At 72.6% G+C, this 21309-nt stretch carries 16 protein-coding genes; 14 read left to right on the top strand and 2 right to left on the bottom strand.

Features of this window, described 5'->3' with window-relative positions; translation table 11 throughout:
- Positions 1–100 precede the first annotated feature (100 nt).
- The 6 genes from ACZLKG_RS14540 to ACZLKG_RS14515 all read left to right on the top strand — a co-directional run bounded on the left by ACZLKG_RS14540 (position 101) and on the right by ACZLKG_RS14515 (position 8036).
- Positions 101–1135: an NAD(P)H-dependent glycerol-3-phosphate dehydrogenase gene (locus ACZLKG_RS14540; protein ID WP_463648202.1), complete on the top strand. Its 1035-nt coding sequence runs from the start codon at positions 101–103 to the stop codon at positions 1133–1135.
- 46 nt (positions 1136–1181) lie between these two features.
- Positions 1182–1967, top strand: a complete 786-nt coding sequence (locus ACZLKG_RS14535; protein WP_425709014.1) for a DeoR/GlpR family DNA-binding transcription regulator — start codon at positions 1182–1184, stop codon at positions 1965–1967.
- Between the two features lie 169 nt (positions 1968–2136).
- Complete coding sequence (locus tag ACZLKG_RS14530; protein ID WP_425709013.1) at positions 2137–3192, top strand: alcohol dehydrogenase catalytic domain-containing protein; 1056 nt, start codon at positions 2137–2139, stop codon at positions 3190–3192.
- Positions 3193–3335: 143 nt separating this feature from the next.
- Positions 3336–5027, top strand: a complete 1692-nt coding sequence (locus tag ACZLKG_RS14525; RefSeq protein WP_425709012.1) for a dihydroxyacetone kinase family protein — start codon at positions 3336–3338, stop codon at positions 5025–5027.
- Between the two features lie 423 nt (positions 5028–5450).
- Positions 5451–6302, top strand: coding sequence for an SDR family NAD(P)-dependent oxidoreductase (locus tag ACZLKG_RS14520; protein WP_463648203.1), 852 nt, complete (start codon positions 5451–5453; stop codon positions 6300–6302).
- A 171-nt stretch (positions 6303–6473) separates the two neighbouring features.
- A complete protein-coding gene (locus ACZLKG_RS14515) occupies positions 6474–8036 on the top strand; it encodes an FGGY-family carbohydrate kinase (protein ID WP_463648204.1) in 1563 nt (520 codons plus the stop codon).
- Between the two features lie 73 nt (positions 8037–8109).
- Here ACZLKG_RS14515 and ACZLKG_RS14510 read toward each other — a convergent pair whose 3' ends face one another.
- Together ACZLKG_RS14510 and ACZLKG_RS14505 are read right to left on the bottom strand one after the other, a co-directional pair.
- Positions 8110–9954 carry a glycoside hydrolase family 13 protein gene (locus ACZLKG_RS14510; RefSeq protein WP_463648205.1) on the bottom strand — a complete coding sequence of 615 codons (1845 nt, stop codon included), beginning with the start codon at positions 9952–9954 and terminating at the stop codon, positions 8110–8112.
- Entirely contained in the window at positions 9951–11072 is a 1122-nt protein-coding gene (locus ACZLKG_RS14505) for a LacI family DNA-binding transcriptional regulator (RefSeq protein ID WP_425709010.1), read from the bottom strand. The genes ACZLKG_RS14510 and ACZLKG_RS14505 overlap by 4 nt, the downstream gene beginning before the upstream one ends.
- A gap of 258 nt (positions 11073–11330) precedes the next feature.
- On the opposite strand from ACZLKG_RS14505, the gene ACZLKG_RS14500 reads away from it, so the two are divergent.
- The 8 genes from ACZLKG_RS14500 (at position 11331) to ACZLKG_RS14465 (ending at position 21300) form a co-directional block, all read left to right on the top strand.
- Complete coding sequence (locus ACZLKG_RS14500; protein ID WP_425709009.1) at positions 11331–12689, top strand: sugar ABC transporter substrate-binding protein; 1359 nt, start codon at positions 11331–11333, stop codon at positions 12687–12689.
- Between the two features lie 274 nt (positions 12690–12963).
- Entirely contained in the window at positions 12964–14589 is a 1626-nt protein-coding gene (locus tag ACZLKG_RS14495; RefSeq protein ID WP_425709008.1) for an ABC transporter permease subunit, read from the top strand.
- On the top strand, positions 14589–15515 hold the full coding sequence (locus ACZLKG_RS14490) for a sugar ABC transporter permease (RefSeq protein ID WP_425709007.1): 927 nt from the start codon (positions 14589–14591) through the stop codon (positions 15513–15515). The genes ACZLKG_RS14495 and ACZLKG_RS14490 overlap by 1 nt, the downstream gene beginning before the upstream one ends.
- A gap of 178 nt (positions 15516–15693) precedes the next feature.
- Positions 15694–17244, top strand: a complete 1551-nt coding sequence (locus tag ACZLKG_RS14485) for an FGGY-family carbohydrate kinase (protein ID WP_425709006.1) — start codon at positions 15694–15696, stop codon at positions 17242–17244.
- Between the two features lie 74 nt (positions 17245–17318).
- On the top strand, positions 17319–18365 hold the full coding sequence (locus ACZLKG_RS14480) for a galactitol-1-phosphate 5-dehydrogenase (protein WP_425709005.1): 1047 nt from the start codon (positions 17319–17321) through the stop codon (positions 18363–18365).
- Between the two features lie 51 nt (positions 18366–18416).
- A complete protein-coding gene (locus tag ACZLKG_RS14475; protein ID WP_425709004.1) occupies positions 18417–19415 on the top strand; it encodes a sugar-binding transcriptional regulator in 999 nt (332 codons plus the stop codon).
- Entirely contained in the window at positions 19412–20071 is a 660-nt protein-coding gene (deoC, locus tag ACZLKG_RS14470) for a deoxyribose-phosphate aldolase (RefSeq protein WP_425709003.1), read from the top strand. The genes ACZLKG_RS14475 and deoC overlap by 4 nt, the downstream gene beginning before the upstream one ends.
- Before the next feature lie 185 nt (positions 20072–20256).
- Positions 20257–21300 carry a zinc-binding dehydrogenase gene (locus ACZLKG_RS14465; protein WP_425709002.1) on the top strand — a complete coding sequence of 348 codons (1044 nt, stop codon included), beginning with the start codon at positions 20257–20259 and terminating at the stop codon, positions 21298–21300.
- The last annotated feature ends 9 nt before the right edge of the window (positions 21301–21309 follow it).

The following is a 21309-nucleotide window of genomic DNA, read 5'->3' as shown; positions in this document are numbered from 1 at the left end:
ATTCACGGGATGCCTGTTGTTTGTCACATCCGAAGTGTGGGATGATGCGGGCGGCTCGCGGTTGGGCCGACGAGGTTCACCGACGAATCGAGGCAGCGACATGACGACGATCACCATCCTCGGCGCAGGGGCCATGGGTTCCGCGCTCGCCACGCCCTATCGCGCCCAGGGCCACGAGGTCCGCCTGTGGGGGACCTGGCTCGACGACCACCTGCTCGACGCCGTCGAGGCGGGCGAGCCCCACCCGCGCACGCAGGTCCCCGTGGCCGAGGGCACCCGGCTCTTCCGGTCCGGCGAGATCGAGGCCGCCCTCGACGGGGCCGAGTACGTCGTCCTCGCCGTCGCGTCCGTCGGGGTCGAGAAGGTCGCCGAGCTGGCCCTGTCCGGCATCGCACGGGCACGGGTGCTCCTGCTCACCTCCAAGGGCTTCGCCCCGGACGCCGAGGGGCGCATCGAGCTCCTGCCCGACGCCGTGCGGCGCGTCGCCGCGGCGAGTGGCACGCCCCTGCCGCCGATCGTCGCCGTCGGCGGCCCGTGCAAGGCCAACGAGGTCGCCGCCGACCGCTGGACCGCGACCCTCTACGCGGGGAAGGACGAGGCGGTCGTCCGTGAGGTGGCGGCGGCGCTCAGCTCGACCACCTACCGGATCGAGCCGTCCGCGGACGAGGTGGGGCTCGAGGTCAGCGCGCCGATGAAGAACGTCTACGCGATCGCCCTCGGGCTCGCCGACGGTCTCCAGGAGGCCCACGGCGAGCCGTTCCACAACCTCAAGGCCGCCACCTTCGCCCAGGCGGTGCGCGAGATCGCGCTCCTCGGTCAGGCTCTCGGCGGCCGCGCCGAGACCGTCTACGGGCTCGCCGGCGTCGGCGACCTCGAGGTCACCGGTCTGTCCGGACGCAACAAGGTCTACGGCTCCCGGATCGGCGCCGGCGAGGAGGCCACGGAGGCCCTCGCCGCGATGGAGGCCGCCGAGCAGACCGTGGAGGGCGTGCCCGCCGCCGGTCTCGCGGTCCGGCTCGCCCGGCAGGTCGGCGGCGGGCTGCCCGAGCGCATGCCCCTGCTGTTCGCCGTCGCGGACGTCATCGGCGGCGCCGAGGACCCGGCCGGACGCGTCGCGGCCGCGGTGCTGTCGTGAGCCGGGTGCTCCCGGGTCGTCCCGCGGCGACCGGTGCGCGCGGCCGATGACGCAGGAGGACGCGCGGGGCGCCGGCGAGCTCAACCGCCGCCGCCACCGCCTGGCGGACATCGTGGTCGAGCGCGGCTCCGTCCAGGTCGAGGAGCTTGTCGCCGAGCTGGGCGTCTCGGCGATGACCGTCTACCGGGACCTGGCGGCGCTCGAGCAGCTGGGCCTGCTCGCGCGCTCGCGCGGCACGGTGACGTCCGTGGTCACCTCGCTCGTCGAGGCGTCGGCAGCCTACCGGCTCGCGCGTGACACGGAGGTCAAGGACGAGCTCGGCGCCGTCGCGGCCCGGCTCGTCGCCCCGGACAGCGTGCTTATGCTCGACGACTCGACGACCGGCCTGCACGTCCTGCGCGCGCTCGGCGCCACGAGCGGTCTCACGGTCATCACCCACTGCCAGTTCGTCGCCACCGCAGCCCAGGCGATGGAGGGGGTGCGGCTGCACATGGTCGGCGGACGCTGGACGCCGTGGGCGCAGGCCTACCACGGCCCGTCGACCGTGGCGGCGCTGCGCGAGCTCAGCGCCGACTGCTGCGTCATGTCGGCCACCGCGATCTGGGACGACGCGATGCACCACCCCGACGGCGACGTCACGGAGGTCAAGCGCGCCATGCTCGCGCGGTCGGTGCGCAAGATCCTCGTGGTCGACTCGAGCAAGTTCAGCCGGCGCGCGATGCACCGGGTCGCCGACCTCGCCCAGGTCGACGACGTGGTCGTCCCCTCCGCCCTGTCCGCCGAGCGGGTCGAGCACCTGCGCGACCTCGGCCTGCGGGTCCACGTGTCATGACCGCCGCACGAAGGGCCGTCCCGGCGCCGTCTGGCCACGGTACGACCGCGGGACCGCCGACCACCGGCGCACCGCCGGCCCTGACCATCCTGTCCGCCCCGTCCCCGTCACCCAAGGAGATCCCGATGCCGACGACGCACCAGATCCTCACCGACCCGAGGGCCGCCCGATGAGGGCCGTCGTCCTGCGCGGGAAGGGGGACGTCGTCCTCACGGAAGTGCCGACCCCGAGCCCGGGCCCCGGCGAGGTGCTGCTGAGGGTCGCCGCGAACACCGTGTGCGGCACCGACGTGCGGCTGCTGCGGGGGGAGAAGGACGCCCGGCCCGGGGTCGTGCTCGGCCACGAGGCGGCCGGCGTCGTCGCCGAGGTCGGCGACGGAGTGACCGCGGTGGAGGCCGGCGACCTGGTCGCGGTCCTGCCGACGATCTCGTGCGGCTCGTGCTTCTACTGCCGCCGCGACCTCGAGCACCACTGCGAGCAGGCCCGGCTGTTCGGCTACCAGGTCGACGGCGGCCTGGCCGAGTACCAGCTCGTGCCCGCCGACGCCGTCGCGCGCGGGAACCTCGTGCCGGCCCCGTCGGGCATGGACCCCGCACACCTCGCGCTGGCCGAGCCGCTCGCCTGCGTGCTCAACGGGCTGCGCGAGTACACCGTCGAGCTCGGCGACACGGTGCTCGTCATGGGGGCCGGCCCGATCGGGCTGCTCCACCTCCAGGTGGCGCTCCTGCGTGGCGCGCGCCACGTCGTCGTCACCAACCGCTCCGCCGAGCGGCGCCAGGTCGCGCTCGACATGGGCGCGACCCTCGCCCTCGACCCGGCCACCGACGACCTCGACGCCGAGCTGCGGGCGCTGACCGACGGCCGCGGCGCCGACGTCGCCGTCATCTCCATCGGTGCGCCCGAGCTGTTCAACGAGGCCTCCCGCCTCGTGCGCGTGGGCGGGCGCGTGAGCGCGTTCGCCGGGTTCCCCAAGGGCGGGACCGCCGTCATCGACCCGAACGACATCCACTACGGCCAGCTCACCGTCACCGGCGGCTCGAACTGCCGCCGGTCCGACTACCACGAGGCCGTCGGCCTGCTGGCGTCCGGCGCCGTCGACGGCTCGCGCTACGTCACCCACCGGTTCGACCTCGACCACGCGCTCGACGCCGTCGAGCTCACCGCTCAGCGGGGCGGGCTCAAGGTCGCCGTCGTCCCCGGCGGGACGACCGCCGCTGCGACCTGATCCGGCGCCGCGCCCTGACCGACCCGAGCACACCCGACCTGACCAGACCCGCCCCGACCAGCCACGTCCCGCCCCCGCACGTCCGTCCACCCATCCACCCATCTACCCATCACCCCCACCAGATCGACACCGAAGGAGCTGTCATGACCAAGCTCGTCAACGACCCGTCGGACTTCCCGGCCGAGCTCGTCGCCGGATTCGCTGCCGCGTTCCCCCACCACGTCCGTGAGGTGTACGGCGGCGTCGTCCGAGCCACCCGCACCCCGAAGGGCAAGGTCGCCGTCCTCACCGGCGGCGGGACGGGCCACTACCCGGCGTTCATGGGCTGGGTCGGCCCGGGCTTCGCCGACGGCGGCGTCACCGGGAACATCTTCGCGTCGCCGTCGGCCGCCCAGGCCGTGTCGGTCGCGAAGGCGGCCGAGCGCGGCGGCGGCGTCATCATCGGCTTCGGCAACTACGCCGGCGACGTCCTCCACTTCGGCGACGCCGTCGAGCGCCTGCGTGCCGACGGCATCGACGCCCGCGCGCTGGTCGTCACGGACGACATCGCCTCCGCGACCGAGGACGAGATCGACAAGCGCCGCGGCATCTCCGGCGACCTCCCGGTATTCAAGATCGCCTCCGCCGCGGCCGAGGAGGGCATGGACATCGACGAGGTCGAGCGCGTGTTCCGCCACGCCAACGACCGCACTCGGACCCTCGGCGTCGCGTTCTCGGGCTGCACCCTGCCCGGCTCGTCCGAGCCGCTGTTCACCGTGCCAGAGGGCCGGCTCGGCATCGGCCTCGGCGTCCACGGCGAGCCCGGCATCGACGAGACGGACCTCGGGACCGCCGACGAGGTGGCCACCACCCTCGTCGACACCGTGCTCAAGGAGCGTCCCGAGGGCGCCGACGGACGCGTCGTCGTCCTGTTCAACGGGCTCGGCACCGCGAAGTACGAGGAGATGTTCGTCGCCTACCGCACCATCGAGAGCCAGCTCGAGGCCGCCGGCCTCACCGTGGTCGACCGGCTCGTGGGCGAGCTCGTCACCTCGCTGGACATGGGCGGGGTCTCCTTGACGCTGGTGTGGGTCGACGACGAGCTCGAGCGGCTGTGGAAGGCCCCCTGCGACACGCCGACCGTGAAGATGGGGCAGATCGCCGGCGAGGAGCTCAGCGCCGAGGAGATCCAGCAGGTCGAGTCCGCCGAGCAGGCGATCCCCGACGCCGACGACGCCGGGAAGGCCGCCGCGGCACGCCTCGTCGAGGTGCTCTCGTCGGTGTCCGAGGCGCTCGCCGCGAAGAAGGAGGAGCTCGGTGAGCTCGACACGTTCGCGGGCGACGGCGACCACGGCACGGGGATGGCGCGCGGCTCGAGCGAGGCGCTCGCCTCGGCACGGGAGGCCGTCGACGCCGGAGCGGGCCTGCGCACCGCGCTCGGCCGGGCCGGCGAGACCTGGTCCGACCGAGCCGGCGGCACCTCGGGCGCGCTGTGGGGCGCACTGCTCAACGCGGCCGCAGGCGAGCTGTCCGACACCGGGTCGCCGAGCAACGCCGACCTCGTTCGGGCCGCCAAGGCCGCGGTGGACGCCGTCGCCCGCGTGGGCGGGGCGGTCGCGGGTGACAAGACGATGCTCGACGCACTGCTGCCCGCGATCGACGCCCTCGGCGAGGGCGACTGGGCGGCCGCCGCGGTGGCTGCCCAGCAGGGCTCGGAGTCGACCGAGCAGATGCGGCCCAAGCTCGGGCGCGCGCGTCCGCTCGCGGAGAAGTCCGTGGGGCACGCGGACCCCGGCGCGGTCTCCGCGGCGCTGGTCGTCCGCACGATCGCTCGGCACGCGGGCACGGCGCACTGAGGCGAGGCGCGGGACTCGGCGTCGAGATCGTGGTTGGAGCGAGCTGAGGAGACGGACCTCGCGCCGAGAGCGCGGTTGACGCGCCGAGAGTCAGGTCGGGGCGCCGAGTGGACACCCGCCGGGGGTCCATTCGGCGTCCCGACCGCGTCGTCGACGACGAACCGCGCCCTCGGCGCCTTGACCGCGCCCTCGGCGTTCCGACCGCGTCGTCGACGTGCCGGAGCCGGCAGTACTCAGTCCGCGCTGTTCTCCCGCACCGCCCGGACGGCGGTGTCGACCGGGACGGTGCCGTCGTCCTCGGTCCCCGGCCCACGGCGGCTGTGCACCGCGCTCACTTGAGCAAGTACCTGCGCCGGCTTCTCGGTGTCGCCGGCACCGTCCTAGCATCGATCAGATTCTCCGGCCGGCCCGTCGACCTCACCCGTGGACGACGATCGCGTCGGGGCGGTGCCGGCACTGCCGGCTGACGACCACGAGCCGGCACTGCCGGTCCAGGACGACAGTGAGGACGCGATGATCGGCATCGATCTCTCGGGCAAGGTCGCGCTCGTCACCGGTGCGTCGCGCGGGCTCGGGCGGAGCATCAGCCTGCTGCTCGCGGAGGCCGGGTGCAGCGGGGTGTCCGTCAACTACCACCAGAGCCGCGAGCGGGCGGAGTCGGTCGGCCGCGAGCTCGAGGAGCGCGGGGCCGAGGCGCTCCTCGTTCAGGCCGACGTCGGCGACGAGGACGACGTCCGGGAGCTCGTCGACCGCACCCGCGAACGGTTCGGGCGCATCGACATCCTCGTCAACAACGCGGGCAGCTGCCCGATCGGCACGTTCGACGACACCCCGGTGTCAGACGTCGACCTGGCGTACCGGACGATCGTGCGCTCGACCTTCCTCTGCACCCAGTCCGTCGTCCCCGTCATGCGGGAGCAGGGCGGTGGCCACATCGTCAACGTCTCCTCGACCTCCGGGCTCACCGGCGGCACGATGGGACCGGCGTACGGTCCCGCCAAGGCTGCGGTCGTCGCGCTGACCAAGTACTCCGCACGGACGCTGACCCAGGACGGCATCAAGGTCAACTGCATCGCGCCGGGCTACATGGACACCGACATGTACTACGAGGCCAACCCCGACCTCGACGTCCGGGCCCGGCGGGTGACGGACATCCCCCTCGGACGGGTCGCCCAGCCCGAGGAGGTGGCGAACGTCGTCCTCTACCTGGTGTCCGACCTCGCGAGCTATGTCGTCGGCGAGACCGTGCTCGTCTCGGGCGGACGAACGACGTGACCGGGCCGGCCCGGCGCGGTCCGAGGCTCCGGGACGGCTGAGAGCGTCCCGGTACGGGCCGGAGCTCCGGGACCAGATGGCGTCCCGGCCCGGCCCGCAGGATCCGGGGCCACGTGGTCGTGGCCCCGGAGAGCAGCATCACCATGGGTTCATTACAAGGAGGTATGAGCAATGGCTAGATACGTGTGCGGCATCGACGCGGGGACCACGGGGTGCACGGTCATGATCGTGGACCTCGAGGGCCACGTCGCCGGGACCGGCTACCGCGAGTACCCGTGCAGCTATCCGCAGGCCGGCCGGGTGGAGCAGGACATGGACGTGGTCTGGCAGGGGATCTGCGATGCCAGCACCGAGGTGCTCGCGGCGACGCAGATCGATCCGCGCGACATCGAGTCGGTGGGATTCTCCAGCCAGCGCGGGACGTTCGTGTGCATCGATGAGGACTGGCGCCCGCTCCACGACTCCATCGTGTGGAACGACAACCGCGGGTCGCACGACGAGATCGAGCACCTGCGGGCACGGATCTCCCCGGAGGAGTACCACGCGATCACGGGCACGGCCCTGTACGCCAACTGGTCGCTCCCGAAGATCATGTGGGTGAAGAACAACTGGCCGCACGTGTGGGAGAAGACCTGGAAGGTCGTCAACGGCCAGGAGTGGTTCCTCCACAGGCTCGGCTCCCGGGAGCTGTTCTCGGACCCGTCCTCACTCACGCTGAGCGGCATGATGGAGGTCGACACGCTCCAGTGGTCTCAGCGGATCTGCGACCTCGCGGGGATCCCGACGGAGCTGCTGCCTCCGATCGAGCCACCGATGAGGCAGGTCGGCCAGGTCTCCGCCGAGGCGTCGGCGGCGTCGGGCCTCGCCCAGGGGACCCCGATCTGCGTGGGCGGCGGCGACCAGCAGTGCGCCGCCGTCGGCTCGGGCGTCGTCCGTGAGGGGCTGGCCGAGATCACCGTGGGCACGGCGTCGGTCATGGTGGCGCACGTCGACTCGCGCAGGGCGGACCCGGGCTGTCAGGTCCTGCACGGCGGGCACGCCGTGCCGGGCCGGTGGGAGCTCGAGGGGGAGGCCGACTGCTCCGGCGCGGTCCTGCGCTGGTACCGGGACAACTTCGCCCAGGCCGAGCAGGACGCCGCCGCCGCGCGCGGCGTGAGCGCCTACGACCTCATCACCGAGCAGGCGGCCCAGGCGCCCGCCGGGTGCAAGGGCGCCCTGTTCTTCCCGTTCTTCGTCGGGCAGGTGACGCCGCGGTACGTCCACAACGCCCGCGGCGGCGCCCTGGGGCTGTCATTCATGCACGACCGCGCGATGGTGGCCCGCTCCGTGCTCGAGGGCAGCGCCTTCGAGATGCGGATGATCGTCGAGGCGATGGAGGACGTGATCGGCCAGCCGTTCGAGTCGATCAGGCTCTCCGGCGGCGGCGCCACGAGCGACCTGTGGAACCAGATCCAGGCGGACGTCTACGGCCGGCCGATCGAGCTGCTCCGCGTGCCGGAGTGCACCACGCTGGGCGCGGCCATCCTCGGCGCGGCAGCCACCGGGGTCTTCGGATCGATCGAGGAGGCGGTCGAGCACATGGTCCATCCCGTGGGCCACCTCGAGCCCGACCCCGCGAACCGGGAGCTCTACGACGAGCTATACGACGTCTTCCTCACGACCTTCGACGCGCTCACCGAGTCGGGCGCGTACGACAAGATCGCCGCCGTCCAGCACAAGTACTGGGGCAGCTGACTCGCGGTTCCCCGCGCCGGCGGCCGTCGCCGGCGTCCCGACCGCGGACCCGGCGAGCCGGAGCCGCCAGGACTCAGTCCGCGCGGTTCTCCCGCATCGCCCATACGGCGGTGTCGACCGGGACCGTCCCGTCCACGCCGGCCTGGGGCTGCGAGGCCAGGACCACCCGCCAGCCCTCGGGCAGGTGGACCGGCTCGCCGTCGGTGACGAGCACGACGAGGACCTCGCGACCGTCGGCACATCGGGACAGCAGAGCGAGGACGCCGTCGGCGCCGAGCCCGTCCTGGTCGCCGGCCGTGCCCGCCGCGCGGCCCGACGCGGGCAGGTCGACCTCTCCCGGCCCACCGGCGTCGACGAGCTCGAGCGACGCGCGGCCGAGACCGAGCTTGCGGCGCAACCGCAGCGCCTCGCGGTAGAGCTCGAGCGTCGAGCCGGCCACGCCCGCCTGCCGGTCCGCCGCCAGCGCGCGGAACTCCTCGGGCTGGGGCAACCACGAGGCGCCCGACGGCGAGAAGCCGAATGCCGGTGCGTCGGCCTCCCAGGGCAGCGGCACACGGCAGCCGTCGCGCCCGGCCTCGGCGCCGGCGGTGCGCGCGTACGCCGGGTCCTGACGGGCCTGCGCCGGCAGGTGGGTGTGCTCGGGCAGGCCGAGCTCCTCGCCCTGGTAGAGGTACGCCGAGCCGGGCAGAGCGAGCATGACCAGCGTGACCGCGCGGGCGCGGCGCAGCCCCAGGGCGGCGTCGGGCTGCGGGTCGTCCGCCGTGATCCCGTTCGGACCCTTGCCCGTGTCCTCGCGGGCGAGGCCGAGCCGGCTCGCGTGCCGCACGACGTCGTGGTTGGACATCACCCAGGTCGACGGCGCGCCCACGCGGTCCGCCGCGGCGAGCGACCCCCGGATCGCGGCGGCGTACGACCCTGAGTCGTAGCGGGTGGACAGGAAGCGGAAGTTGAACGCCTGGTGCATCTCGTCGGGCCGCACGTACCGCGCGAGACGTTCGTCGTCGTCGACCCAGGCCTCGGCCACGAGGATGCGCGCGGGGGAGTACTCGTCGAGGACGCGCCGCCAGGTCCGGTAGATCTCGTGGACGCCGTCGCGGTCCCACATCGGCGCGGGCGGGACGTCGGCCGGGTCGACGTCGGAGCCCGAGACCATGCGCAGGTGCCAGGGCCAGTCGGGCAGCCCCGCCTCCTTGACCAGGCCGTGTGCGACGTCGACCCGGAACCCGTCCACGCCCCGGTCGAGCCAGAAGCGCAGGATCGAGAGGAACTCCGCGCGGACCTCCGGGTGGTCCCAGTCGAGGTCGGGCTGCGAGCCGTCGAACAGGTGGAGGTACCACTGCGGGTCGTTGGCCCACGCGGAGCCCGGGGCGTCGGTCCGGTCGCGCACGCGGGTCCAGGCGATGCCGCCGAACACCGAGGTCCAGTCGTTCGGGGGCAGGTCGCCGTCGTCGCCCCTGCCGTCCCGGAAGAGGTACCGGTCGCGCTCCGGCGAACCGGGACCCGCGGCGAGGGCCGCGCGGAACCACGAGTGCTGGTCGGAGGTGTGGTTGGGGACGAGGTCGACGATCACCCGCAGCCCGAGCTCGTGCGCCCGGACCAGCAGGATCTCGGCGTCGTCGAGCGAACCGAGCACGGGGTCGACGTCGCGGTAGTCGGCGACGTCGTAGCCCGCGTCCTTCTGCGGCGACCGGTAGAAGGGCGAGAGCCAGATCGCGTCGACGCCCAGGTCCGCCAGGTGCTGGAGCCTGGCGGTGATCCCCGGCAGGTCGCCCATGCCGTCGCCGTCCGAGTCCGCGAACGAGCGCGGGTAGACCTGGTAGACGACGGCGTCGCGCCACCAGTGGTCACCGCCGCCGGAGCCGGCGGCGTGCAGGAGGGTGCCCGCCGGGCGGTCGTGGGGTGCGGCTGCGTCGGTCATCCGTCCTCGTCCTGTGCCGGGTTCGTCGGTGGTGCGGGTGGGGCCTCGGCGCCCGGTGCGGGCGACGGGTACGCGGGCGACGGGGAGGCGGTCGCCGCGGCCGGCGACTCCGGCGGAGCCGCGCCGGTCGAACGACGCACCACCAGCTCAGGGACGAACGTCAGCTCGGCGGCGCTCGGCGAACCGCCCCGGATCATCGCGACGAGCGTCGACACCGCCGCCTGGCACATCGCCGGCACCGGTTGACGGATGGTCGTCAGCGGCGGGTCGCTGAACCCCATGAGCGGCGAGTCGTCGTAGCCCACCACCGACACGTCCTCGGGCACCCGCAGGCCCGCCGCGCGGACCGCGCGCACGACCCCGAGCGCCATGAGGTCCGACGCCGCGACGACGGCGGTGCAGCCGGCCTGGAGAAGCTCGAGGCCGGCGGCGCGGCCGCCCTCGACCGTGAACAGGGTCGAGACCGTCGCCGGGTCCGGGTCGTCGACGTACCGGGCCGCCGCCGCACGGAAGCCGTCGATCTTGCGGGCGACCGGTACGAAGCGCGTCGGACCGACCGCCAGGCCGATCCGACGGTGCCCCTGCGCGGCGAGGTGCCGCACGGCCAGATCCATGGCGTCGGCGTCGTCGGCGGCGAACGCCGGCGCCGAGATGTCCGGGTTCGTCCCGTTGACCAGGACGAACGGGACGCGCCGGTCGACGAGCCGGTGGTAGCGAGCGGGATCGGCAGAGGTGTCGGCGTGGAGGCCGGAGACGAAGACGATCCCGTCGACGCCGTGCTCGAGCAGCATCTCGACGTAGTCGTCCTCGGTGGTCCCACCGGGGGACTGGGTGCACAGCAGCGGCGTGAGGTCGGAGCTGCTCAGCAGCGTCTCGATCTGCTGGGCGAACGCCGGGAAGATCGGGTTCGAGAGCTCGGGGACGATCAGGCCCACGAGCCCGGCCGAGCGCTGCCGGAGCGACGAGGGCCGCTCGTAGCCGAGGACGTCGAGGGCGGCGAGCACCTCGCGCCGGGTGGCCTCCGCCACCCCCGGACGACCGTTGAGCACCCGGGAGACCGTCGCGGTGGAGACGGCAGCCTGGTCGGCGACGTCGGTCAGCCGCGTCCGGGGCGTCATGCGACGCTCTCCGTCGTCGACGTGGTCGGTAGGCCCCGTGGAGGGCGGTGGAGGGTCATCGTGCGCTCCTCGTCGAGCGTCCCGCTCGCGCGGTCGTGGGGAAGAGGTGCAACGGCACCGTCTGGATTCCTGAAAGTTACTGCAAGTGGTTGCAGATCGCCAGTCGGCTGCGTACTGTGTGCCTCGATCCGCGAGGTGCGCAGCGATGAGCACGTCCGCGGAGACATCCCCGTCACCTTCACACACCTGGAGACCGAGATGCGACGGAGCATCACCACCCTCGCGGCAGCAGCTGCCGTGGCCCTCACCCTCGCCGCCTGCGGAGGCGGTGACGACGAGTCGACCGGTACCGAGGAGGAGCCCGCCCAGGACGCCGGCGGAACCGACGACGAGGCGTCCTCCGACGACGCCGGTGGCGAGTCCTCCTCCGACGAGGCGTCCTCCGACGACGCAGGTGGGGACGAGGTCGCCGAGGCCGGCGAGGTCACGCCCAACGAGGACGGCACCCTGGTCGTCTGGGTCGACGAGACGCGCCAGGCAGCCGTCGAGGAGGCCGCCGTGGCGTTCGAGGAGGAGACGGGCATCGAGGTCCAGACCGTGCTGCGCAACTTCGAGGACATCCGCGCCGACTTCGTCACGCAGGTGCCCACGGGCGAGGGCCCGGACATCACCGTCGGTGCGCACGACTGGCTCGGCGAGCTCACCGTCAACGGCGTCGTCGCGCCGCTGGAGCTGACCAACGCCGACGTGTTCGAGCAGGTGGCCATCGATGCCGTCACGTACGACGAGCAGGTCTACGGGCTGCCGTTCGCCATCGAGAACATCGCGCTCATCCGGAACACGGAGCTCGCCCCGGAGGCCCCGGCCACGTGGGACGACGCGCTCGCAGCGGGCGAGCAGGCGGGCACCGAGTTCCCGATCCTCATCCAGACGAGCACCGAGGGCGACCCCTACACGTACTACCCGCTCCAGATGTCCTTCGGCGCCCCGGTCTTCGAGACCGACGACGCGGGCGCGTACACCGAGGAGCTCGGCCTGGGCGGGGAGGGCGGCGCGGCGTTCGCGCAGTGGCTCGCCGAGCAGGGCGAGAACGGCACGGGCGCCCTCGACACGAACGTCACCTACGACGTCGCCGTCGAGGCCTTCGCCAACGGCGAGTCACCCTTCATCGTCGGTGGCCCGTGGATGCTCGAGTCCTTCGCGGACATCGACGTCGCGATCGACCCGATCCCGGCGCCCGGTCCCGAGGCCGCCACGCCGTTCGCCGGCGTCCAGGCGTTCTTCGTCAACGCGCAGTCCGCGGACGCGCTCAACGCCAACGACTTCCTCGTCAACTACATGTCGACCGAGGAGGCGCAGACCACGATCTTCGAGACCGGTGGTCGCCTGCCCGCGCTGACCGCGTCGGCCGACGCCGCGGCGGAGGACGAGATCCAGGCCGGCTTCCGCGAGGTCGGCGCCGACGCGGCCCCGATGCCCGCACTGCCCGCGATGGGTCAGGTCTGGCAGTTCTGGGGCGTGACCGAGGCCGGCATCGTCTCCGGCGCCGAGGCCGACCCGGCCGCCGCCTGGGAGACCATGGTGGCCGACATCCAGGGCGCGATCGACGCCGGCTAGACCCTGCCCGTGCGGGGCGGCGGCCGACCTGCCGCCGCCCCGCAGCATGGCCCCGCCCGCCACGCGTCGCTACGGTGCGCCGTTCCCACCTCGCACCTCTCCACCTCGCACCCCGCGCCCCGCGGTGCGCCGCTCCCACCTCCGCTCCATGCGGTGCGCCGCTTCCACCCCGCGCGCCACGGCGCCGCTCCCACCTCGCGCCCCACGGCGCATCGCACTCCTCTCCGCACCGTAGGTCGGCACGACGTCGTGCCCACGTCCCCGAAAGGGCCCCATGACCGCGACAGAGCTCCCGGTGGCCGCCCCGTCGCCCGGCACCGGCGGCACCCGCACCCGTCCCGCCGCCGGCGGTGACGTCAACGTCTGGTTCTTCGTCAAGCTCGCGCTCGTCGCGCTGGTCGACGCGCTCGGTATCACGATCGTCATCCAGGCGGTCGGTGCCGAGTCCTGGTGGCTGTTGGGCGGCACCGTCGTCGTGCTCGTCGTCGTCAACTGGGTGTACTTCTCGCGCCGGGTCGTCCCGCTGAAGTACCTCCTGCCCGGACTGATCTTCCTCGCGATCTACCAGGTGTTCACCATCGTCTACACGGGGTACGTCTCGCTGACGAACTACGGCGACGGCCACATCCTCGACAAGCCGACGGCGATCGAGCGGATGCTCGAGCAGAACGAGCGACGGCTCCCGGACGCGACGACGTTCCCCGCCGTCGTCGTCGAGACCGATGACGGTCTCGGGCTGGCGATCTACGACGAGGCGTCGGGCACCGTACGGATGGGCGTCCACGAGGGCGAGCTCGAGGACGTGCCGGACGCCGTCGTCGACCTGGACGCCACGCGTCCCCTGATCACGGAGGTGCCCGGCGCACAGATCCTCCCGCGCGACCAGATCTCTGACCATCAGGCCGAGATCCTCGAGATCCGCATCCCGTTCTCGGACGACCCGAACGACGGGTCGCTGCGCACCACCGACGCCTCGAACGCGTTCCAGGCCACCTCGCGCCTGGTCTACGACGAGGACGCCGACGTCGTGACGAACGTCGAGTCCGGGGTCGAGTACCGGCCGGACGACCGGGGCAGCTTCGTCTCCGCGGAGGGCGAGGCGCTGACCCCCGGCTGGCGGGTGCTCGTCGGCCCCGAGAACTACATCGACGCGTTCGCCGACTCGAGGTACTCCGGCCCGCTGCTCAAGGTCCTGGCGTGGACGGTCGCGTTCGCCGCCCTGTCCGTGGTCACGACCTTCCTCCTCGGTCTCTTCCTGGCGGTCGTCCTCAACGAGCCGCGCCTCAAGGGGCAGAAGATCTACCGGACGCTGCTCATCCTCCCGTACGCGTTCCCGGGCTTCCTCGCGGCCCTGCTGTGGTCGGGTCTGCTCAACGAGCGCTTCGGCTTCGTCAACAACGTCCTCCTGCTCGGCGCCGAGATCCCGTGGCTCACCGATCCGTGGCTGGCCAAGCTCTCGGTCCTCGGCGTCAACCTCTGGCTCGGCTTCCCGTACATGTTCCTCATCGCGACCTCCGCGCTGCAGTCCATCCCCGGCGACCTCAAGGAGGCCGCGCGGATCGACGGCGCGGGCGTGTGGCAACACTTCCGGTCCATCACGATGCCGCTCGTGCTCGTGGCGACGGCCCCGCTGCTCATCGCCTCGTTCGCCTTCAACTTCAACAACTTCAACCTCATCTACATGCTCACCGGCGGCGGTCCGCGCATGGACGACGCGAGCGTGCCGGTCGGGCACACCGACATCCTCATCTCGATGGTCTACAACATCGCCGGCATCGACGGCGGGGCGCAGAAGGACTACGGGCTCGCGTCCGCGCTCTCGATCCTCATCTTCGTCATCGTCGCGGTGATCTCGGTCATCGGCTTCCGACAGGCCCGCAAGCTCGAGGAGTACAACTGATGACCACCACGACCCCCGACGCCGACCCGGTCGTCGACCGGAAGGGCCAGGAGATCGCCCCGCAGCGCCGCATGGGCTTCGGTCGCTGGTTCGCCGAGCTCGGTGTGCGGCACGTCGTCGGCATCGTCTTCGTCGTCTACGCCGCGTTCCCCATCGTCTACGTGCTCTCGGCCTCCCTCGCCGGGCAGGGCGCGACGCTGACCGGTTCGAACTCGCTGTTCACGTCCCTCGACGTCGGCAGCTATGCGCAGCTGTCCGACACCACGCTGTTCTGGACCTGGTTCCGCAACACGATGTTCGTCGGCCTCTCGACGGCGATCGGTACCGTGATCATGGCCGCCGCCGCGGCGTACGCGTTCTCCCGGTTCCGGTTCCGGGGGCACGGGTTCGGCCTCAACACCCTGCTCGTGCTGCAGATGTTCCCCCAGCTCCTCGCGTTCGTGGCGGTCTTCCTCCTCCTGCTCTCGCTCGGCGAGGTGGTGCCGGCGCTCGGGCTCAACTCGCGGGTCGGGCTCATCTGCGTGTACCTCGGCGGGGCGCTGGGCACGAACACCTTCCTCATGTACGGCTTCTTCAACACGATCCCCAAGGAGCTCGACGAGGCGGCCAAGATCGACGGCGCCAGCCACGCCCGCATCTACTGGACGATCATCCTGCGGATGGTCTCTCCGGTGCTGGCCGTCGTCGGCCTGCTGTCCTTCGTCGCCACGTTCTCCGACTTCGTCATCGCCCGCGTGGTGCTGCAGTCCGAGCAGAACTGGACCCTCGCGCTCGGGCTGTACGGCCTGGTCTCCTCGCTGACGAACCAGAACTGGGGCGTGTTCGCCGCGGGCGCCGTCATCTCGGCGGTCCCGGTGCTCCTGCTGTTCCTCTTCCTTCAGCGCTACATCGTCGGCGGGCTCACGGCCGGCTCGGTCAAGGGGTAGCGCGCCGGGACACGAGCCGGCGCAGGCCCAGCACTCCCCGCACTCCTGGTGCTCAGATGAGCGAACAGCGCGCCGCATTTGCGCGCATGCGCGAGCCGCTGGCAGGCTGAACGCACCCGAGCACCGGTCGTCGATAAGTCGATGACGCGGTGCGCCCCCGAGAACATGGGAGTTCCCGATGACTGACGGCCCCTACCTGCTGGGCATCGACATGGGTACCGGCGGTGCGCGCGCCGGGATCTTCGACGCCGCCGGCGCGCTCAAGGGCGTCGCCTCGACCGAGTGGAAGACGTCCTTCCCGCGGCCCGGCCGCGCCGAGCAGGACCCCGACACGTGGTGGTCGTCCATCGTCACCTCCGTCCGCGGCGCGCTGGCCGAGGCCAAGGTCCCCGCCGACGCCATCGCGGGCATCTCCGTCGACGCCACCAGCTCCACGCTCGTGGCCGCCACCAAGGACGGCCGCCACCTGCGACCCGCCCTGCTGTGGATGGACGTCCGGGCCGCCGCCGAGGCCGAGGAGCTCTCCCGGGCCGGCGACCCGGCCCTGAAGTACTCCGGGCACGGCGCCGTGTCCGCCGAGTGGGGCACCCCGAAGTCGATGTGGCTGAAGAACAACGAGCCCGAGATCTTCGCCGAGGCCGACCTCCTCGTGGACTGCACGGACTGGCTCGTCCACCGCCTGACCGGCGAGTGGACCATGTCCCTCAACCACGCGGCGGGCAAGTACTTCTACGACACCTCCGTCGGGGGCTGGCCCACGTCCCTCTACGACGCGGTCGGCGCGGCCGACCTGCTCGAAAAGTTCCCGGAGCGGGTCCTGCCCGTCGGCACCGCGGTGGGCGGCCTGCGCCCGCAGATCGCCGACGAGCTCGGCCTCGCCGCCGGCACGCCCGTGGCGGAGGGCGCGATCGACGCCTACGCCGGAGCGATCGGGCTCGGCGTCGTCGAGCCCGGCAAGATGGCCCTCATCACCGGCTCCAGCCACGTGATGATCGGCCAGTCCCCGGTGCCGTTGCACGCCAAGGGCCTGTGGGGCTCCTACACCGACGCCGTCATTCCCGGCGAGTGGACCGTCGAGGCCGGACAGGTCTCGACCGGGTCCGTCGTCGCCTGGTTCCGCGACCACCTCGCCCGCAAGGCGAACGACCGCGCGGCGGCGGAGAACCGCTCCGCCTACGAGGTCCTCGACGAGCTCGCCGCGGAGGTCCCCATCGGTTCGGAGGGCCTCGTCCTGCTCGACCACTTCCAGGGCAACCGCTCGCCCTACTCCGACCCGCGCTCCCGCGGCGTGTTCTGGGGCCTCACGCTCGGCCACACCGAGGGCCACATGTTCCGCGCGATCCTCGAGGGCATCTGCTTCGGCACGGAGAACATCTTCCGCACCATGCGCGCGGGCGGCTTCCCGCCGCAGGAGGTCGTCGTCTCCGGCGGTCCCACGAAGAGCCGCTTCTGGATGCAGATGCACGCCGACGTCTCGAACGTGCCGATCACGTTCACCGACGTGAGCGAGGGGCCCCTGCTCGGCTCCGCGATGATGGCCGCCGTCGGCGCCGGCGTCCACGCCGACCTCCCGACCGCGGCCCGGGAGATGGTCCGCACCGTGGATGTCATCGAGCCGGACACCGAGGCGCACGAGGCCTACCAGTACAACCTCGAGGCGTACATCGACACGTACGAGGCCATGAAGGAGCTGACCAACTCGATGTCGCGTCACGTCGACGAGGCCTGACGCCCACCGCAGAACCACCGGCAGCGCCGCGCCCGCGGCAGCGCCCGACCACCAGAAGGGAACCCGAGCCACACATGACCGAGACGATGAAGGCCGTCCAGCTCCACGCCGTCGGCGACGCACGCCTGGAGGAGGTCGAGAAGCCCACCCCGGGACCCGGCGAGGCCCTCCTCAAGGTCGCCGCGTGCGGCGTGTGCGGGTCCGACCTGGACCGCATGTTCAAGAAGGGGGCGCACAAGCTCCCCCTGATCTGCGGCCACGAGTTCTCCGCGTGGGTCGAGGAGCTCGGCGAGGGTGTCACCGAGGTGGCCGTCGGCGACCTCGTCACGGTCCCGCCGATGCTGCCCTGCTTCGAGTGCGCTCCCTGCGTGGCCGGCCACTACAGCCTGTGCGAGGACTACGACTACTACGGCTCGCGCCGCCACGGCGCCTACGCCGAGTACGTCGCGGGCCCGGCGCGGCTCCTGCTCAAGGTGCCCTCGGACCTCGACCCGCGGGCCGCGGCGATGGTGGACCCGTCGGCGATCGCCCTGCACGCTCTGCTGCGGACGAAGCTCGCGCCGGGCAAGCGGGTCGCCGTCGTCGGCGCGGGGGGCCCGATCGGCCTGTTCGCCATCCAGTGGGCACGTCTCGGCGGCGCGCTCGACGTCCTCGCCGTCGACGTCTCCCCGGAGAAGGCGGAGCTCGCCCGCGAGGCCGGGGCCACCGCCACGGCCACCACCCCGGAGCAGGCCGCCGAGGCTGCCGGGCTCGGCTACGACATCGTCGTCGAGTGCTCCGGCAACCCGATCGCCGAGAACCAGGCCGTCGGCCTGGCCGGACGCCACGGCGAGGTCGTGCTCATCGGCATCCCCAACGCCGACGTGACGATCAGCGACACGAACTGGGCGCGCATGATGCGCCTCGAGATCAACATCCTGGGCTCGTGGAACTCGTTCTCGGCGCCGTTCCCGGGCACCGAGTGGACGACCACGGTCGAGGCCATGCACCAGGGCCTGCTCAAGTGGGAGTTCATGATCACCCACGAGCTCCCGCTGGAGAAGGTCGGCGAGACGATCGAGGCGATGTACAACCGCACGATCCACAGCTCGAAGGTGCTGTTCCTGCCGCACGGGCTGTGAGCCCGGCAGGACCACGGACGCGGACGAGGACGACGACGACGGGGAGGCACGGTGCCGGTGCGCAGCGGTGACGAGGAGCGCGACCTGCTCCTGCTGCGGGTGGCCACGCTCTACCACGAGCAGGAGCTGACCCAGCAGGAGGTGGCCGAACGGCTTCACCTCACCCGCTGGCAGGTCGGCCGCCTCCTGCAGGAGGCGCGCCGCACCGGCATCGTCCGGATCGAGATCGTGCATCCACGGGCGCGCTCGCACGCCCTGGAGTCCGAGCTCGTCTCGCGCACCGGCCTCACCGCCGCCGTCGTCGTCCCGCCCGAGCGCGACCCGGTCGCCACGCGCGCCCGGGTCGCCGGTGCCGCCGGCGAGCTGCTCGCCGACCTCAAGGAGTCCCCGGGCACGCTCGCGGTGTCCTGGGGGCGCACGATGATCGACCTCGCCGAGCAGATCCCGCCGTCGTGGTCCGACGGCACGGTGGTGGTGCAGGCGAACGCCGGCCTGCCCCTGCCCGGGGCGAGCAACCCCGGGCAGGTCGTCGCCGAGCTTGCCCGCCAGGCACGGGGCACGGCCGTGTTCCTCCAGGCCCCGGCGATCGTCGAGTCGCCGGACCTGGCCGCCACGCTCATGGGCGACGCCTCGCTCAGGCGGGTCCTCGACCAGGCGCGGGAGGCCGACGCGCTCCTGTTCTCCCTCGGTGAGCCGGTCGGCACGTCCGTCCTCGTGGAGGCCGGCTACCTCAGCGCGGCCGAGGTCGAGCGTCTCGTCGCCCAGGGCGCCGTCGGCGACGTGCTCGGCCGGTTCATCGACTCCCGGGGCCGCCCGGCGGACCCGGCGATCGACGCGCGTACGGTCGGGCTCACGCTCGACGAGGTGCGCGCGTCCCGGCTGCCGATCGCCGTCGCGGCCGGCGTCGCCAAGACCCCGGCCGCGCTCGCAGCCGTCACCAACGGCCTGTGCAAGATCCTCGTCACCGACGAGGACCTCGCCGCCGGCCTGCTCGCCTCCCTGCCACCCGAACCCCCACGACCATCCCGAACGACAAGGAGCACGTCATGACCACCCGTACCCGCGCCGAGGTCGCCCAGCTCGTCGACCACACGCTGCTCAAGCCCGAGTCCACGCCCGACGACGTCGCCGCCCTCGTGCGTGACGCCGCAGAGCTCGGCGCCTACTCCGTGTGCGTGTCGCCGAACCTCGTCCCGCTCGAGGTGCCCGCCGGCCTCAAGGTCGCCGTCGTGTGCGGCTTCCCCTCCGGCGCCCACGCCGCCGAGGTCAAGGCCGCGGAGGCCGCCCGTTCCGCCGCCGACGGTGTCGACGAGATCGACATGGTCATCAACCTCGCGCTCGCGCTCACCGGACGCTACGACGAGACGGAGGCGGAGATCCGGGCCGTCCGTGACGCCGCTCCGGGCGTGGTGCTCAAGGTCATCATCGAGTCCGGCGCCCTGGACGACGAGCAGATCGTCGCCGTCTGCGAGGCCGCCGAGCGCGCCGGCGCCGACTTCGTCAAGACGTCCACCGGCTTCCACTCCAGCGGCGGGGCCACGACCCACGCCGTCGAGCTCATGGCGCGCACGGTGGGCGGACGCCTCGGCGTCAAGGCCTCCGGCGGGATCCGCGACACGGAGAAGGCCCTGGCGATGATCGAGGCCGGCGCCACGCGCCTCGGCCTGTCCGGCACCGCGGCCGTCCTCGACGGACTGGACGCCTGACCCGGACCCCACGACGGGCTCTTTGGCCGCTGCGAGGAACGCGGCGGCCGGACGGCCGACCAACCGGCGTACCACGGCGTCGCCGGCTCGACGACTGGCGGCGTCACGGCGTCGGGGGCCCGACGACAGGCGGCGTCCCGGCGTCGCCGGTCACCACGGCCGTAGGGCCGCGAGAGGATGAGCGCATGCTGGCCTACGAGTTCCAGTCTGACGGCGAGCTGCGGCTCGTCGAGCGGCCCGTCCCGGTCGCCGACGACGGCGAGGTGACGATCGACGTCGCCGCCACCGGTGTGTGTGGGACGGACCTGAAGATCGCCCGCGGGCAGCACCGGCTCTTCCCGCCCGGCACGGTGCGCGTCCCGGGGCACGAGGTCGTCGGCCACGTCCGGGAGAACCGCTCCGGCGACGACCGGTTCGCCCCCGGGACGCTCGTCGCCCTCGCCCCGAACGTCGGGTGCGGGACCTGCCACGCCTGCGCGGGCGGCCGCAGCAACCTGTGCACGGACTACGCCGGCGTCGGCCTCACCTTCGACGGCGGGTTCGCCGAGGTCGTCCGCGTGCCGGCGCGCGGCGTGGCGGCCGGCAACGTCCTCGTGGTCGACGCGGGCCTCGAGCCGGTCGAGGTCGTCATGACCGAGCCCGTCGCCGCCGTCGTGCGGGGCCTGCGCCCCCTCGACCCCGGACCGGGCGACACGGTGCTCGTCTGCGGCGCCGGCCCGATCGGGCTCACCACCGTGCTGCTGGCGCGGATGCGCGGGGCCGAGCGCATCATCGTCAGCCAGACGTCCGCGCCGCGCCGGGAGCTGGCCGCCGCCCTCGGCGCCGACGACACCGTCGACCCGCGCGCCGAGGACCTCACCGAGCGCGTGCTCGAGCTGACGGGCGGTCGTGGCGCGGACTGCGTGGTCGTCGCCACCCCGGTGGCCGAGGTCTTCGGCGACGCCCTGCGCGCCGCCGCCGTCGGCGGGCGGGTGAACTTCTTCGCCGGCCTGCCCTCGGGGAAGGGTGAGATCGCCCTCGACGCCAACCTCGTCCACTACCGCGAGCTGATCGTCACCGGGTCCACCGCGAACACGCCCGAGGACAACGCGGAGGCCCTGAAGATCGTGTCCTCCGACCCGCGGCGCTTCCGCCGCCTCATCACCGACCGCGTGCCGCTGGCCGACGCGCCCGCCGGGTTCGCCCGTGCGGCGGCGGGGGAGAGCCTCAAGCTCGTGCTTGAGCCGTAGGATCGCGAG

Source organism: Georgenia sp. Z2081 (genome assembly GCF_055326445.1).
The sequence above is the reverse complement of the archived record's forward strand: the minus strand, read 5'-3'. Positions and strand labels throughout refer to the sequence as shown.

What these genes read in the sequence shown, in the direction of transcription:
- ACZLKG_RS14540 (WP_463648202.1), top strand. Translation starts at nt 101, where the DNA reads ATGACGACGATCACCATCCTCGGCGCAGGGGCCATGGGTTCCGCGCTC.
- ACZLKG_RS14535 (WP_425709014.1), top strand. Translation starts at nt 1,182, where the DNA reads ATGACGCAGGAGGACGCGCGGGGCGCCGGCGAGCTCAACCGCCGCCGC.
- ACZLKG_RS14530 (WP_425709013.1), top strand. Translation starts at nt 2,137, where the DNA reads ATGAGGGCCGTCGTCCTGCGCGGGAAGGGGGACGTCGTCCTCACGGAA.
- ACZLKG_RS14525 (WP_425709012.1), top strand. Translation starts at nt 3,336, where the DNA reads ATGACCAAGCTCGTCAACGACCCGTCGGACTTCCCGGCCGAGCTCGTC.
- ACZLKG_RS14515 (WP_463648204.1), top strand. Translation starts at nt 6,474, where the DNA reads ATGGCTAGATACGTGTGCGGCATCGACGCGGGGACCACGGGGTGCACG.
- ACZLKG_RS14510 (WP_463648205.1), bottom strand. Translation starts at nt 9,954, where the DNA reads ATGACCGACGCAGCCGCACCCCACGACCGCCCGGCGGGCACCCTCCTG.
- ACZLKG_RS14505 (WP_425709010.1), bottom strand. Translation starts at nt 11,072, where the DNA reads ATGACGCCCCGGACGCGGCTGACCGACGTCGCCGACCAGGCTGCCGTC.
- ACZLKG_RS14500 (WP_425709009.1), top strand. Translation starts at nt 11,331, where the DNA reads ATGCGACGGAGCATCACCACCCTCGCGGCAGCAGCTGCCGTGGCCCTC.
- ACZLKG_RS14495 (WP_425709008.1), top strand. Translation starts at nt 12,964, where the DNA reads ATGACCGCGACAGAGCTCCCGGTGGCCGCCCCGTCGCCCGGCACCGGC.
- ACZLKG_RS14490 (WP_425709007.1), top strand. Translation starts at nt 14,589, where the DNA reads ATGACCACCACGACCCCCGACGCCGACCCGGTCGTCGACCGGAAGGGC.
- ACZLKG_RS14485 (WP_425709006.1), top strand. Translation starts at nt 15,694, where the DNA reads ATGACTGACGGCCCCTACCTGCTGGGCATCGACATGGGTACCGGCGGT.
- ACZLKG_RS14480 (WP_425709005.1), top strand. Translation starts at nt 17,319, where the DNA reads ATGACCGAGACGATGAAGGCCGTCCAGCTCCACGCCGTCGGCGACGCA.
- deoC (WP_425709003.1), top strand. Translation starts at nt 19,412, where the DNA reads ATGACCACCCGTACCCGCGCCGAGGTCGCCCAGCTCGTCGACCACACG.
- ACZLKG_RS14465 (WP_425709002.1), top strand. Translation starts at nt 20,257, where the DNA reads ATGCTGGCCTACGAGTTCCAGTCTGACGGCGAGCTGCGGCTCGTCGAG.